Origin of the sequence: Seohaeicola nanhaiensis, assembly GCF_042654245.1 — a bacterium.
GTDB lineage: Bacteria > Pseudomonadota > Alphaproteobacteria > Rhodobacterales > Rhodobacteraceae > Seohaeicola_A > Seohaeicola_A nanhaiensis.
Map to the genome: position 1 here is coordinate 1,083,089 of NZ_JBHSGI010000002.1, position 12,146 is coordinate 1,095,234.

At 65.6% G+C, this 12,146-nt stretch carries 11 protein-coding genes; 9 read left to right on the forward strand and 2 right to left on the reverse strand.

Going from position 1 to position 12,146, the window contains the following annotated elements; all coding sequences use genetic code 11:
• The first annotated feature begins 21 nt into the window (after window positions 1–21).
• Genes ACFO5X_RS05450 through ACFO5X_RS05480 form a run of 7 tightly spaced genes read left to right on the forward strand, consistent with a single transcriptional unit; the run spans window position 22 to window position 7,536 of the window.
• Complete coding sequence (locus tag ACFO5X_RS05450; protein WP_380716227.1) at window positions 22–1,026, forward strand: ABC transporter permease; 1,005 nt, start codon at window positions 22–24, stop codon at window positions 1,024–1,026.
• Window positions 1,023–1,862: an ABC transporter permease gene (locus ACFO5X_RS05455; RefSeq protein ID WP_380716228.1), complete on the forward strand. Its 840-nt coding sequence runs from the start codon at window positions 1,023–1,025 to the stop codon at window positions 1,860–1,862. Before ACFO5X_RS05450 ends, ACFO5X_RS05455 begins: the two co-directional genes overlap by 4 nt.
• Window positions 1,862–2,914: an ABC transporter ATP-binding protein gene (locus ACFO5X_RS05460; RefSeq protein WP_380716230.1), complete on the forward strand. Its 1,053-nt coding sequence runs from the start codon at window positions 1,862–1,864 to the stop codon at window positions 2,912–2,914. The genes ACFO5X_RS05455 and ACFO5X_RS05460 overlap by 1 nt, the downstream gene beginning before the upstream one ends.
• Complete coding sequence (locus ACFO5X_RS05465) at window positions 2,911–3,921, forward strand: ABC transporter ATP-binding protein (RefSeq protein ID WP_380716231.1); 1,011 nt, start codon at window positions 2,911–2,913, stop codon at window positions 3,919–3,921. Before ACFO5X_RS05460 ends, ACFO5X_RS05465 begins: the two co-directional genes overlap by 4 nt.
• Complete coding sequence (locus ACFO5X_RS05470) at window positions 3,918–4,661, forward strand: SDR family NAD(P)-dependent oxidoreductase (protein WP_380716232.1); 744 nt, start codon at window positions 3,918–3,920, stop codon at window positions 4,659–4,661. The genes ACFO5X_RS05465 and ACFO5X_RS05470 overlap by 4 nt, the downstream gene beginning before the upstream one ends.
• A gap of 36 nt (window positions 4,662–4,697) precedes the next feature.
• A complete protein-coding gene (locus ACFO5X_RS05475) occupies window positions 4,698–5,924 on the forward strand; it encodes an MFS transporter (RefSeq protein ID WP_380716233.1) in 1,227 nt (408 codons plus the stop codon).
• A gap of 37 nt (window positions 5,925–5,961) precedes the next feature.
• Entirely contained in the window at window positions 5,962–7,536 is a 1,575-nt protein-coding gene (locus ACFO5X_RS05480; protein WP_380716234.1) for a gamma-glutamyltransferase, read from the forward strand.
• Between the two features lie 36 nt (window positions 7,537–7,572).
• Here ACFO5X_RS05480 and ACFO5X_RS05485 read toward each other — a convergent pair whose 3' ends face one another.
• On the reverse strand, window positions 7,573–8,967 hold the full coding sequence (locus ACFO5X_RS05485) for an aspartate aminotransferase family protein (protein WP_380716235.1): 1,395 nt from the start codon (window positions 8,965–8,967) through the stop codon (window positions 7,573–7,575).
• Window positions 8,968–9,032: 65 nt separating this feature from the next.
• Window positions 9,033–9,719: a GntR family transcriptional regulator gene (locus tag ACFO5X_RS05490; RefSeq protein WP_380716236.1), complete on the reverse strand. Its 687-nt coding sequence runs from the start codon at window positions 9,717–9,719 to the stop codon at window positions 9,033–9,035.
• Window positions 9,720–9,859: 140 nt separating this feature from the next.
• Between ACFO5X_RS05490 and ACFO5X_RS05495 the strand changes: the two genes are divergently transcribed.
• Both ACFO5X_RS05495 and ACFO5X_RS05500 read left to right on the forward strand, forming a co-directional pair.
• A complete protein-coding gene (locus tag ACFO5X_RS05495) occupies window positions 9,860–10,945 on the forward strand; it encodes a polyamine ABC transporter substrate-binding protein (protein ID WP_380716237.1) in 1,086 nt (361 codons plus the stop codon).
• A 66-nt stretch (window positions 10,946–11,011) separates the two neighbouring features.
• Window positions 11,012–12,139, forward strand: coding sequence for an ABC transporter ATP-binding protein (locus tag ACFO5X_RS05500; protein WP_380716238.1), 1,128 nt, complete (start codon window positions 11,012–11,014; stop codon window positions 12,137–12,139).
• Window positions 12,140–12,146 lie beyond the last annotated feature (7 nt).

Genomic DNA, 12,146 nt, shown 5'->3' on the forward strand with positions numbered 1-12,146 from the left:
AAGCCCTATCGGAGGCCGCCCATGCGACGACTGGAGATCATCCTTTCCCGCCTCGTCTGGTTCATCCCTACCCTGTTCGGCCTCGTCTTCGTGGTGTTCTTCATCTCGAACGTGATCCCGACCGATCCGGCACGGATCATCGCGGGCGAGAACGCGACCGAATCCCAGGTCGTGGCGCTGCGGGCCGAGATGGGGCTCGACCAGCCGCTGCATATCCAGTTCGGGCGCTATGTGGCCGATCTTGCGACCGGCGACCTGGGCAAGAGTCTGTATACCCAGCGGGCGATTTCCGACGACCTGTTGCACCGCCTGCCCGCGACGCTGGAGCTGACCATTGCGGCCATGATCATCGCCATCGGACTCGGCGTGCCGCTGGGCGTGATTTCCGCGGTCAAGCGCAACTCGCTGATCGACCAGGTCCTGCGCCTGCTGTCCGTTTCGGGCCTTGCCGTCGCAAGTTTCTGGCTGGCGATGGAGTTGCAGATGTATTTCTCCACCCGGCTGGGATGGACGCCCCTGAATGGCCGGATCGCCGGTTGGGGCCCCGAGGACATCACCGGGTTCTACGTGCTCGACTCGGTTCTGACCGGTGACTGGGCCTCGCTGTGGGACGCGATGCACCATATGCTGCTGCCCGCCATCACGCTGGCGCTGCCGGCCGCCGCGACGCTGGTGCGCTTCACCCGCGCCGGCGTGCTGGAGGTGATCAACTCGAATTTCGTGCTCTATGAACGCGCTATGGGGATGCCCTCGGCGGTCATCATCTGGAAATACGTGCTGCGCAACGCACTGATCTCGACCGTGACGCAGATCGGCCTGATCTTCGGCACCCTTTTCGCCGGGGCAGTGGTTGTCGAGGCGGTGTTCGACTGGCCGGGGCTCGGCACCTATGCGGTGCAGTCGATCCTGCAATCGGACACCCGCGCCATCCTGGGCTTTTCGATCATCGTCGGCGTCGTCTTCATCGGCGTGAACCTCCTTGTCGACATCCTGCACACCTTCATCGACCCGAGGACCCTGAAATGACCGCTTTGAAACGGCTTCTGGCAGACCGGGCCGCAACGCTTGGCGCCGCGATTATCCTGGGGCTGATCCTGGTGGCCATCCTGGCCCCCTGGCTCGCGCCCTATCCCGAGGATGTGAATTCCTTCCACCTGACCAACCGTCTGCAGCCGCCCTCGGCCGAGCATCTGTTCGGCACCGACCGGATGGGATCGGACGTCTTCTCGCGCATCCTGTTCGGGGCACGGATCACTATTTCGATTGCGGTCATCGCGGTGGGCGTGTCGGTTGCCATAGGCGTGCCCATCGGACTTTTGGCCGGCTATTACGGCGGCTTCCCGGGCGGGTTCCTGATGCGCACCTCGGACGTTTTCCTGGCGGTGCCGCAGATCGTCCTGGCCATCGCCATCGCCCAGACGCTGGGCCCCTCGGTCGAAAACGTGATCCTGGCGCTGTCGCTGACCTACTGGCCGTTCTGGGCCCGGCTGGTCTATGCCGAAACCAAGTCGCTGAAGGCTCAGACATTCGTCGAGGCGGCTCAGGCGCTGGGGGCGTCGGATTTCCGGGTGATGGTGCTGCACATCCTGCCCAACACCGCCTCGGCGATCATCGTGCGGACCTCCATCGGCATGGGCGCCACGATCCTCACCGCCGCCGCCCTGGGCTTTCTCGGCCTTGGGGCGCCGCCTCCGACACCGGAATGGGGCCGCACCATCTCGGAAGCGCGGGAATTCCTGCCCGAGGCCTGGTGGTATGCCGCCGCGCCCGGCCTGGCAATCTTCCTTGTCGTCATGGGCTTCAACCTTCTGGGCGACGGGCTGCGCGACATCCTGGATCCCAAACTGAGAAAGGGAAACTGATGGCCGACGCACTTCTCACCGTCGAGGGCCTGTCGCTCGGGTTCCGCGGCGATGGCGGCTTCGCCCATATCCTGGACGGCGCCAACATGACCGTGCGGGGCGGCGAGATCATGGGGCTGGTCGGCGAATCCGGCTGCGGAAAGACCACGCTCGCCCGGGCCATCCTGGGTGTGCTGCCGCGCCATTCGCTGGAAATCCGGGGCGGGCGCATCGATTTTGGCGGGGTCGACATGCTCTCGCCCGACAGCGCCGAGGCGCAGGAGTCGGTGCGCGGTCGCCGCGTGACCTTCATTCCGCAGGATCCCTTCACCTCGCTTAACCCGGTCTTCACCATCGGCCAGCAGATCGACGAGTTGATGAAGTGGAAGTCGCCGCGCCGCGCGGCAGGATCGAGCCGCGCGCCTGCTTTGCTGACGCCCTATCCGCGCGCGCGTCGCCGGATCGACCGCGAGAAGGTGATGGAGATGCTGAATCTGGTCCAGCTGCCCCGGCCCGACCAGCTGCTGCGGAAGTATCCGCACGAGGTGTCCGGCGGGCAGCGGCAGCGCCTGATGATTGCGATGGCACTTCTGCCCGAGCCGGACCTGATCATCGCCGACGAACCGACCACCGCGCTGGACGTGACGATTCAGGCGCAGATCCTTGGCCTTCTGCGCAAGCTGGCCAGCGACCGCGATGTCGCCGTGATCCTGACCACCCACGACCTCGGCTCGGCCTACGAGATCTGCGACCGGATCACCGTCATGTATGCCGGTCAGGATGTGGAGGCCGCGCCGGTGGCCGAGTTCTTCAATCGTCCCACACATCCCTACACCGCCAAGCTTCTGGCCTCGCTGCCCGAAGGCGGTGGCGGGATGACCGGAATCCCTGGCGAGCTGCCGAGCTTCTATGCGCCGCCGCCGGGCTGCCGGTTTCAGACCCGCTGCGAGCGCGCGACCGAGGGCTGCCGCACCCGGCCGCCTGCGAATGTCGCGGGACCGGGACATGTGGTGCGCTGCGTGCATCCCTTGTTCGAGACCGCCGCACCCGTTCAGAAGGAGGCCCAGGGATGACCGAGACCCCGATCCTGTCCGTATCCGACCTGACGGTCCGCTTTCCGATCCGCGGCCCCTTTGCCCGAAAGCTGGGCGAGATCCGGGCGCTGGACGGAGTCAGTTTCGATCTGGCGCAGGGCGAAATCCTGGGGCTTGTCGGGGAATCCGGCTGTGGCAAGTCCACGCTCGGCAAGACGCTGATGGGCATTCAGGCGCCGAACTCCGGTTCGATCCTGTTCGAAGGCACCGAGATTGCCGGCCGCACCCCGCGCGAGGCGCGCGCCCTGCGCCGGCGGCTGCAATATGCCTATCAGGATCCGGGCGCCTCGCTCGATCCGCGCTGGAAGATCGGCAAGTCGCTGGAAGAACCGCTGATCATCCACACCGACCTGCCACGCCGCGAACGGCTGGAGAAGGTGCGCGAGATCCTCAGCGCCGTGGGTCTGCCCGCCGGCCATGCCGATCTGTTCCCGCACGAGATCTCGGGCGGTCAGCAGCGTCGGGTGGGTCTGGCCCGCATCCTGATGCTGAACCCCGAGGTGGTGATCCTGGACGAACCAACCGCCGGGCTGGACGTGTCGGTGCAGGCCACGGTCCTGCGGCTGTTCCGCGAACTGCGCGATACGTTCGACCTGACCTATATCTTCATCTCGCACGACCTTTCCGTCGTCCGTCTGATGTGCCACCGTGTGGCGGTCATGTATCTGGGCCGGATCGTCGAGATGGGACCGGTGGAAGAGCTGATGGAACACCCCAAGCACCCCTATACCCAGTCCCTTCTTGCCGCCATTCCGCGCGTCAACGGCCCCCGCGTGACCGAGAATTTCTGGCTGGAAGGCGAGCCGGCGGATGCCGCCAAGCTGCCGCCCGGCTGCCGGTTCCAGGGCCGCTGCCCGCATGTGCAGCCGATCTGCCGCCAGGAGGATCCGCCCGACCGGATGGTCGGCGCGCGATCGGTCGCCTGTCATTTCGCGGGCGACGTCTTTCCGCCCAAACCCTCGACCAAGGAAGTACAGAACGCATGACCAAGACAGCGATCGTCACCGGCGGAGGGCGCGGCATCGGCCGCGGCTGCGCCCATGAACTGGCCCGGCAGGGCTGCAACATCGTCCTAGTCGACCTGATCCCCGAGGATCTGGCGAACACCAAGGCCGAGATCGAGGCGATGGGCCGGACCTGCCGTACCTTCGAGGCCGATGTCGCCGACTTTGCCCGCGCCCATCAGATCGTGGCCGAGGTCGAGGCCGAGACCGGCCCGGTGGACGTGCTGGTGAACAACGCGGGCAAGTCCAACTCCACCGGCATTTGCGAAATCACCGAAGAGAGCTTTGACCGCACCATCGCCATCAACCTCAAGGGCGCCTTCAACTGGACCCATGCGGTGGCGCCGGGGATGATGAAGGCCGAGGCCGGGCGCATCGTCATGATGTCGTCGCTGAATGCCTATACCGGCGGCGTCACATCGGCGGTTTCCAAGTTTTCCTACACCACCGCGAAGGCCGGTCTGCTGGGCATGACCCGCGCGCTGGCCAAGGAGATGGCGCCGCATGTGCTGGTCAATGCCGTCTGCCCCGGTGTGATCGAGACCGAACGCTCGAACGACCTGATCCGCGCGCGAAAGCCCGACCTGGTCAAGGGCATCGCGATGGGCCGCACCGGCACGCCGGCCGATGTCGCGCAGGTGGTTGCCTTTCTCTGCATGTCCGAGCCCTGTTTCGTCACCGGGCAGGATATCAAGATCGACGGCTTTCAATGGGTGATCTGAGCTGACCCCCGAAGGCACCCGCGAAAGGCCCGAAAGATGACAGACGTCCGCAGTGCCGCAACGCCCGGCTGGGTTCCGCTGGTGACCACCGTCACGCTGGTGCAGGCGGTGCTGGCGCTGATGACTCGGACGCTGCCTTTGCTGGGGATGCCGCTGACCGAGGCCAGCGGAATGCCGCCCGAGGCGGTGGGGCAGCTTTCGTCGGCCACCTCTTTCGGCTCGATGCTGTTCTTCCTCTGGGGGCCGGCGCTGCTGTCGTTCCTGCCGTCGCTCCGACAACTCCAGCTTGGCTGTGCGCTGGCCTCGGTCGCGCTGGTCTTCTGCGCCACGGGGCGCTGGGAAGGGATGTTGCTGGCGGCCTTCGTGATCGGGCTGGGCTATGGGCCGTCGACCCCGGCGGGATCGGACCTGCTGATGAAGGTCACGCCGAGGCACCGGCGTGCGACGATCTTCTCGATCAAGCAGGCCGGCGTGCCGCTGGGCGGGCTGGCCGCCGGGCTGCTGTTGCCGGCCATCGTGGTGGCGACCGACAGCCTGACCGCGACGCTGGTCACCGCCGCGCTGCTGGCACTGGGTTCCGCCCTGGCGCTCGGGCTGATGAAAGGCCCGGTGGACGTCGCCCCGCCGCTTCGCGCGCCGATCACCCTTGGCGGGCTTCTGACCGCGCCGGTGCGCCTGATCGCCCTTCTGCTGCGCTCGCCGCAGCTGCGGCTGATCACGGCGGCAGGCTTCTGCCTCGGGATCGCGCAGGGCATCGTGATGGGCTATTTCCCGGTGTTTCTGTCCGATCACGCCGGCTGGTCGCTGGCGGCCGCCGGCGCGGGGTTCGCGCTGTTGCAGGGTCTGGGCGTCGCCGGGCGCGTGATGATGGGCTGGCTCTCGGACCGCATCGGCGACACGGCAAAGGCGCTGTCGATGCTCTGTTTCCTCTCAGCTGGCACGATGATGTTGCTGGCCACCATAGGTCCCGGCAGCCCGGCCCCCTGGGTCTTTGCGCTCGCCGCGCTGGCCGGGATCACGGTGGTCTCGTGGAATGGCGTCTTCCTGACCGGCCTGGCCGAGGCGGCGCCCGAGGGCCGCGTGGGCGAGATCACGGCCGCGGGCACCTTCGTGCTGTTCTCGGGCTATGTCATCTGCCCCCTGCTGATCCAGGGGGTGATTGCCGCCACGGATGGCTATGCCGCGGGGCTGATCCTCTCGGGCCTCGCCCCGGGACTGGCCGGTCTGGCGCTGACAATTGGCGCGCGGCGGCGCAGAAGGTAACAAGGCGTCACCGGCGCACAGACAGGAAAGGCAGGACATGAGCAACTTCTCCAAGACCCAGAAAATCCGCAAGGAAGTGCTGTGGACCGATGGCGGCGTCGTCGCCTCGCAGCACCGCAAGGCGGCAGAAGCGGGCGCGGCGGTGCTGGCCGCCGGAGGCGACGCCATCGACGCCGCCATCGCCACGTCGTTCGCCGTCGGCGTGGTCGAGCCCTGGATGTCGGGCCCGATGGGCGGCGGGATGATGACCCTGTGGCGCGCGGGCGAAGAGCGGGCCGAGACCATCGAGTTCGGGATGCGGTCCCCGGCCGGTCTGAAGACCGAGGACTATCCGCTGGACCCCAGCGGCAAGGCCGGCGACCTGTTTCCCTGGACCCGCGTCAAGGACGACCGCAACGTCTATGGCGCGACCGCCGTGGCGGTGCCGGGCACCGTTGCCGGCATGGAGCTGGCGCATCAGAAATACGGCACCGTGGACTGGGCCGATCTGCTCGCCCCGGCCGTGGCGCTGGCCGAGGAAGGGATGCTGGTCGATTGGTATGCCTCGCTGATCATCGCCTCGGCCACCCGGCAGCTGGCCAAGGATCCGGATGCGGCGGCCCTGTTCCTGATCGACGGGCAATGGCCCAATATCGCCGGATGGACGGCCCTGACGGATGTGCATCTGGATCAGAAGACCCATGCCGCCACCCTGCGCCGCCTTGCCGAGCATGGCGCGCGCGACTTCTATGAAGGCGAGGTGGCGCGGATGCTGGCCGAGGACGTGCAGGCCAAGGGCGGTTCGCTGACGGTCGAGGATCTGGCGGCCTATCGCGCGGTGGCCAGCCAGCCCCGCACGATTCGTTATCGCGATGCGGTGATCCACGCGCCTTCCGGCCTTTCCGCCGGGGCCGAGCTGGTGGCAACGCTGAAGGAGATGGAAACCGCCTTCACACCCGGCGACGCGCCCTCGGCAGAGAGCTACGCCGCGCTGGGCCGGGCGCTGGGCAATGCCTATCGGCACCGTCTGGCCACGGGCGGCGACACTGGCGAAAGCCCCGAGGCCCCGGCCTGCACCACCACCTTCTCGGTGGTCGACCGTCACGGCAACATGGTGAACGTGACGCAGACCCTGCTGTCGATCTTTGGCAGCAGTGTGGTTTCGCCCCAGACCGGGATGCTGCTGAACAACGGCATCATGTGGTTCGACCCCGAACCGGGCAAACCGAACTCGCTGGCGCCCGGCAAGCGCTGCCTCATGAACATCTGCCCGACCGTGGGCCAGGCCGGCGGGCGCATGTTCGCGCTCGGCGCTTCGGGCGGGCGGAAGATCCTGCCGGCGGTGGCGAACCTGACCAGCTTCATCACCGATTTCGGCATGGATCTGGAAACCGCCTTTCACACCCCGCGCATCGACGCCTCGGCAGCGAGCGGCACAGTGGTGGACGAGGATCTGCCGCCCGAGGTCGCCGAGGCGCTGGCGAAGGTTGGCCCGGTGAAACGGGCCAAGCGCACGGTGCACCCCTATGCCTTCGCGGTGCCGGCGGGCGTGATGCGGGAAGGAGGGCGCAACTGCGGCGCGACCGAGATCATGACGCCCTGGGGCGACGCGATGCACGAAAACGCGCAGTGATCGCGCGGGCGGAAGCGGAAACGCTTCCGCCTTTCGTCAGGCGGCCTTGTACAGACCCTGCTCCTTGACCGCCGCAAGGCATTCGTCCAGCGATTTGGTCGCCCGTTCGATCAGGATGTCGATCTCGTCCGGGGTGATGACCAGCGGCGGCGAAATGATCATCCGGTCGCCGACATGGCGCATCACGAGGCTGTTGGCAAAACAGCGCTCGCGGCAGATCAGGCCGACGGTGCCTTCTTCGGAGGCGAATTTGGCACGGCTGGTCTTGTCGGGTGTCAGCGCAATGGAGCCCATCATGCCGCAGATCTTCGCCTCGCCGACCAGCGGGTGATCGGCCAGCGCCTCCCACTTCTTTTTCAGATAAGGCGCTGCCACGTCGCGGACGTGGTCGAGCACCTTTTCCTCTTCGAGAATGCGCAGGTTTTCCAGCGCAACTGCGGCCGCAACCGGATGGCCGGAATAAGTATAGCCGTGGTTGAACTCGCAGGCGTTGATCACATCCGCGACCCGGTCGCTGACGATCGACCCGCCGATCGGCTGGTATCCCGAGGACAGCCCCTTGGCGATGGTGATGATGTCCGGCGTGATCCCGAAGGTCTCGCAGGCGAACCAGTTGCCGGTGCGGCCAAAGCCGGTGATGACCTCGTCCACGATCAGCAGGATGTCGTATTTCTTGCATATACGCTGGATTTCCGGCCAGTAGGTCGAGGGCGGGATGATGACGCCCCCTGCGCCCTGAACCGCCTCGCCGATGTAGGCCGCGACGCGCTCGGGGCCATGATCCAGAATGGCCTGTTCCAGTTCCTGCGCGCGCATCACGCCGAAATCCTCGGGGCTCATGTCGCCGCCCTCGGCATACCAGTGCGGCTGGCCGATGTGATGGATGTTGGGGATCGGCAAACCACCCTGCGAATGGATCGGAGCCATACCCCCCAGGCTGCCGCCGCCCATGGTCGAGCCGTGATAGCCGTTCTTGCGCGCGATCACGATGTTCCGCTCGGGTTGACCCTTCTGCGCCCAGTACGTGCGCACCATCCGCAGGTTGGTGTCATTCGCCTCGGACCCGGAGCCGGCGAAGAAGACGTGGTTCAGATCGCCGGGCGCCAGCTCGGCCAGTTTGGCCGCCAGCGCGATGGCGGGCACATGGGTCGTCTGGAAGAAGGTGTTGTAATAGGTCAGTTCGCGGATCTGGCGCGCCGCCGCCTCGGCCATCTCTTCGCGGCCATAACCGATGTTGACGCACCACAGGCCCGCCATCCCGTCGAGGATCTCGATCCCCTCGCTGTCGGTCAGATAGACGCCTTTGGCCTTGGTGATCACCCGCGCGCCCTTCTTGTTCAGCGCGTCGCCGGTGGTGAAAGGGTGCATGTGATGCGCCGCGTCCAGCCGCTGAAGCTCGGCCGTGGGCAGGTGATTGGTGATCGTGGTCATGGCGCAAACTCCTCTGTCCGGGGGATGCGCTCAGAATATGATCAAATTCCTGGGTGTCAATCGAATCAGCCGCTTCGGTCCAGAACCGCGGCCATCTGTTCCATGCCCTGCTCGATATCCTGCGCCATCGCGGTCACGACGGCCGCTTCGTCGCCCCGTTCCAGCGCGGCCAGCAGATCCTTGTGACGGTCGGGCAGGTTCTCGGTCCCGAAGCGGCCGCAGACGACCCGCAGCGAGGGGCCGAAGCGCAGCCAGAGACGGCTGGCCAGTTCGGCCAGGATCGGCGCCCCGGCCTGATCGTAGAGGGTCTGGTGAAACCGGTGGTTCAGCGCCAGATAGGCCGGCACGTCGCCGCGCGAGATCGCCTCGTCCAGGGCTCCGTCGATCTGCCGCAACCGCTCCAGCACCCCCCGCGAAATCCGGCCCGCCGCCCGGCGCGCCAGTTCACATTCGACTGATTTCCTTACAAAAACCAGCTGATCCAGATCGGCATGGCTGAGCGAGGGAACGCTGACGCGCCGGTTGTCCTTGAACACCAGCGCCCCGTCCGAGATCAGCCGCCGGATCGCCTCGCGGACGGGCGTGATGCCTGCATTCAACGCCTCGGTCAGGCCCTTGATCGTGACCGCCTGGCCGGGCGCCATCTCGCCGAACAGCAGCCGCGCGCGCAAATCCTGATAGACCTGTTCGTGCACCGGCAGAGGCCCCGCCTGCGGAGGCCGGGACAGTGCCACATTTTTGACCACGCTCATAAATGGGCCTCCCTTGGGAAACAACGTCCCTTGCGTCGCACATCCGCGCGTGGAAACATACATGTCATTGCCCGCGAAGGCAAAACTTGATCAAATATAGCGGCAGCCGGGATCAACCGGCGTCTGCACGGGAGACACAGATGCACAGATACACTCTGCCGCTTGCTGCGGCACTGGCGCTGAGCGCAGGTATGGCCGCGGCCGAGGAAGTCCGGGTCTACAACTGGTCGGACTACATCGACGAAGAGCTGCTGACCAAGTTTCAGGAAGAAACCGGGATCGACCTGATCTATGACGTCTTCGACAGCAACGAGGTTCTGGAAACCAAGATGCTCGCCGGCGGATCGGGCTATGACGTGGTGGTGCCGACCGGCACCTTCCTGCAGCGCCAGATCCAGGCGGGCGCCTTCCAGAAGCTCGACAAGTCGAAGCTGCCGAACATGACCAACATGTGGGACGTGATCACCGAGCGGACCGCGCAGTATGATCCCGGCAACGAATATTCGATCAACTACATGTGGGGCACCACCGGCATCGGCATCAACACCAAGAAGGTGGCCGAGGTTCTGGGTGAAAACGCTCCGATCGATAGCCTTGCACTGGTCTTCGATCCGGCGAACATGGAAAAGCTGGCCTCCTGCGGCGTGCATTTCCTTGATGCGCCGACCGAGATGATTCCGGCCGCGCTGAAATACATCGGCGAGAACCCGGATGCGCAGGATGCAGAAACCATCGGCAAGGCCGAGGCCGTTCTGATGGCCGTGCGCCCCTATGTGCAGAAATTCCACTCGTCCGAATACATCAACGCGCTGGCCAACGGCGACATCTGCGTGGCCTTCGGCTGGTCGGGCGACGTGCTTCAGGCGCGCGACCGCGCTTCCGAGGCCAACAACGGCGTCGAGATCGCGTATAACGCGCCCAAGGAAGGTGCGCTGATGTGGTTCGACATGATGGCGATCCCCGCCGATGCCCCGAACCCGGATGGCGCGCACAAGTTCCTGAACTTCATGATGGACGCCCAGAACATGGCGGCCGCGTCGAACTATGTCTACTACGCCAACGGCAACAAGGCCTCGCAGGAGTTCCTGGCCGAGGACGTGATCGGCGATCCGGCGATCTACCCGTCGGAAGAGACCGTCAAGAACCTCTACACCGTCTCGCCCTGGGACGCGAAGGTTCAGCGGGTCGCCACCCGTCTGTGGACCAAGGTCAAGTCGGGCACCTGACCCGTCGCCCGGCGGGCGGGTTCGTCAGGACCCGCCCGATTCCGCCACTAGCCGCGAGGGTTCGATTTGGCTGCCAAAGTATTTGCTCCCTGGGAAGATCCTGACGAAAAACCGTTGATCCGGTTCGAGAATGTCACCAAGAAGTTCGGCGATTTCGTTGCCATCGACAATCTCACCCTCGACATCTACACGCGCGAATTCTTTGCCCTGCTCGGCCCCTCGGGCTGTGGCAAGACCACGATGATGCGCATGCTGGCAGGGTTCGAGGCGCCGACGTCGGGCAAGATCGAACTGGGCGGGCAGAACATCGTCCCGGTTCCCCCGAACAAGCGCGCCGTGAACATGATGTTCCAGTCCTATGCGCTGTTCCCCCATCTTTCGGTCTGGGAAAACATCGCCTTCGGGCTGCGCCGCGAGAAGATGGAAAAGGACAAGCTGGCCGCCCGGGTCGAGCAGATGCTCAAGCTGACCCGGCTTGAACGCTTTGCCCAGCGCAAGCCGCACCAGATCTCAGGCGGACAACGCCAGCGTGTCGCACTGGCGCGCAGCCTGGCCAAGGCGCCGAGGCTCCTCCTGCTCGACGAACCGCTGGGCGCGCTGGACGCCAAGCTGCGCGAGGCGACCCAGTTCGAGCTGATGGACATCCAGGAAAAGACCGGCACGACTTTCGTCATCGTGACCCACGACCAGGAAGAGGCGATGACCGTCGCCAGCCGCATCGCGGTGATGGACGAGGGCCAGATCATCCAGGTTGCCACGCCGGACCGCATCTACGAGACCCCGAACAGTGTTTACGTGGCCGACTTCATCGGCAGCGTGAACATCATCGAAGGCCGCGCCACCCCGATGGAAGAGGGACAGGTGCGTGTGGACTGGGCCGAGGGGCAACCGCCGCTGTTCGCGACAACCACGCAGCCATTCGACGCCGGCCAGACCTGTTTCCTGGCCATCCGGCCCGAAAAGGTGACGATCACCGCGGAACGGCCCGAAGCCGCCGACAACGCGGTGCAGGGCAAAATTCACGACATTGCCTATCTGGGCAATATCTCGACCTATCACGTGCAGCTGGCCAACGGCACCATCATCAAGGCGCAGTCTGCCAACACGCGGCGCATTGCGCGGCGGTCTTTCACCTGGGAAGACCCGGTCTGGCTGTCCTGGACCGCCACCGCCGGCGTTCTGCTGGCCCGATGAGCGGGGC

Bases quoted from the DNA above. Each gene is read 5' to 3' on its own strand.
- ACFO5X_RS05450 (WP_380716227.1), top strand. From the start codon at position 22: ATGCGACGACTGGAGATCATCCTTTCCCGCCTCGTCTGGTTCATCCCT.
- ACFO5X_RS05455 (WP_380716228.1), top strand. From the start codon at position 1,023: ATGACCGCTTTGAAACGGCTTCTGGCAGACCGGGCCGCAACGCTTGGC.
- ACFO5X_RS05460 (WP_380716230.1), top strand. From the start codon at position 1,862: ATGGCCGACGCACTTCTCACCGTCGAGGGCCTGTCGCTCGGGTTCCGC.
- ACFO5X_RS05465 (WP_380716231.1), top strand. From the start codon at position 2,911: ATGACCGAGACCCCGATCCTGTCCGTATCCGACCTGACGGTCCGCTTT.
- ACFO5X_RS05470 (WP_380716232.1), top strand. From the start codon at position 3,918: ATGACCAAGACAGCGATCGTCACCGGCGGAGGGCGCGGCATCGGCCGC.
- ACFO5X_RS05475 (WP_380716233.1), top strand. From the start codon at position 4,698: ATGACAGACGTCCGCAGTGCCGCAACGCCCGGCTGGGTTCCGCTGGTG.
- ACFO5X_RS05480 (WP_380716234.1), top strand. From the start codon at position 5,962: ATGAGCAACTTCTCCAAGACCCAGAAAATCCGCAAGGAAGTGCTGTGG.
- ACFO5X_RS05485 (WP_380716235.1), bottom strand. From the start codon at position 8,967: ATGACCACGATCACCAATCACCTGCCCACGGCCGAGCTTCAGCGGCTG.
- ACFO5X_RS05490 (WP_380716236.1), bottom strand. From the start codon at position 9,719: ATGAGCGTGGTCAAAAATGTGGCACTGTCCCGGCCTCCGCAGGCGGGG.
- ACFO5X_RS05495 (WP_380716237.1), top strand. From the start codon at position 9,860: ATGCACAGATACACTCTGCCGCTTGCTGCGGCACTGGCGCTGAGCGCA.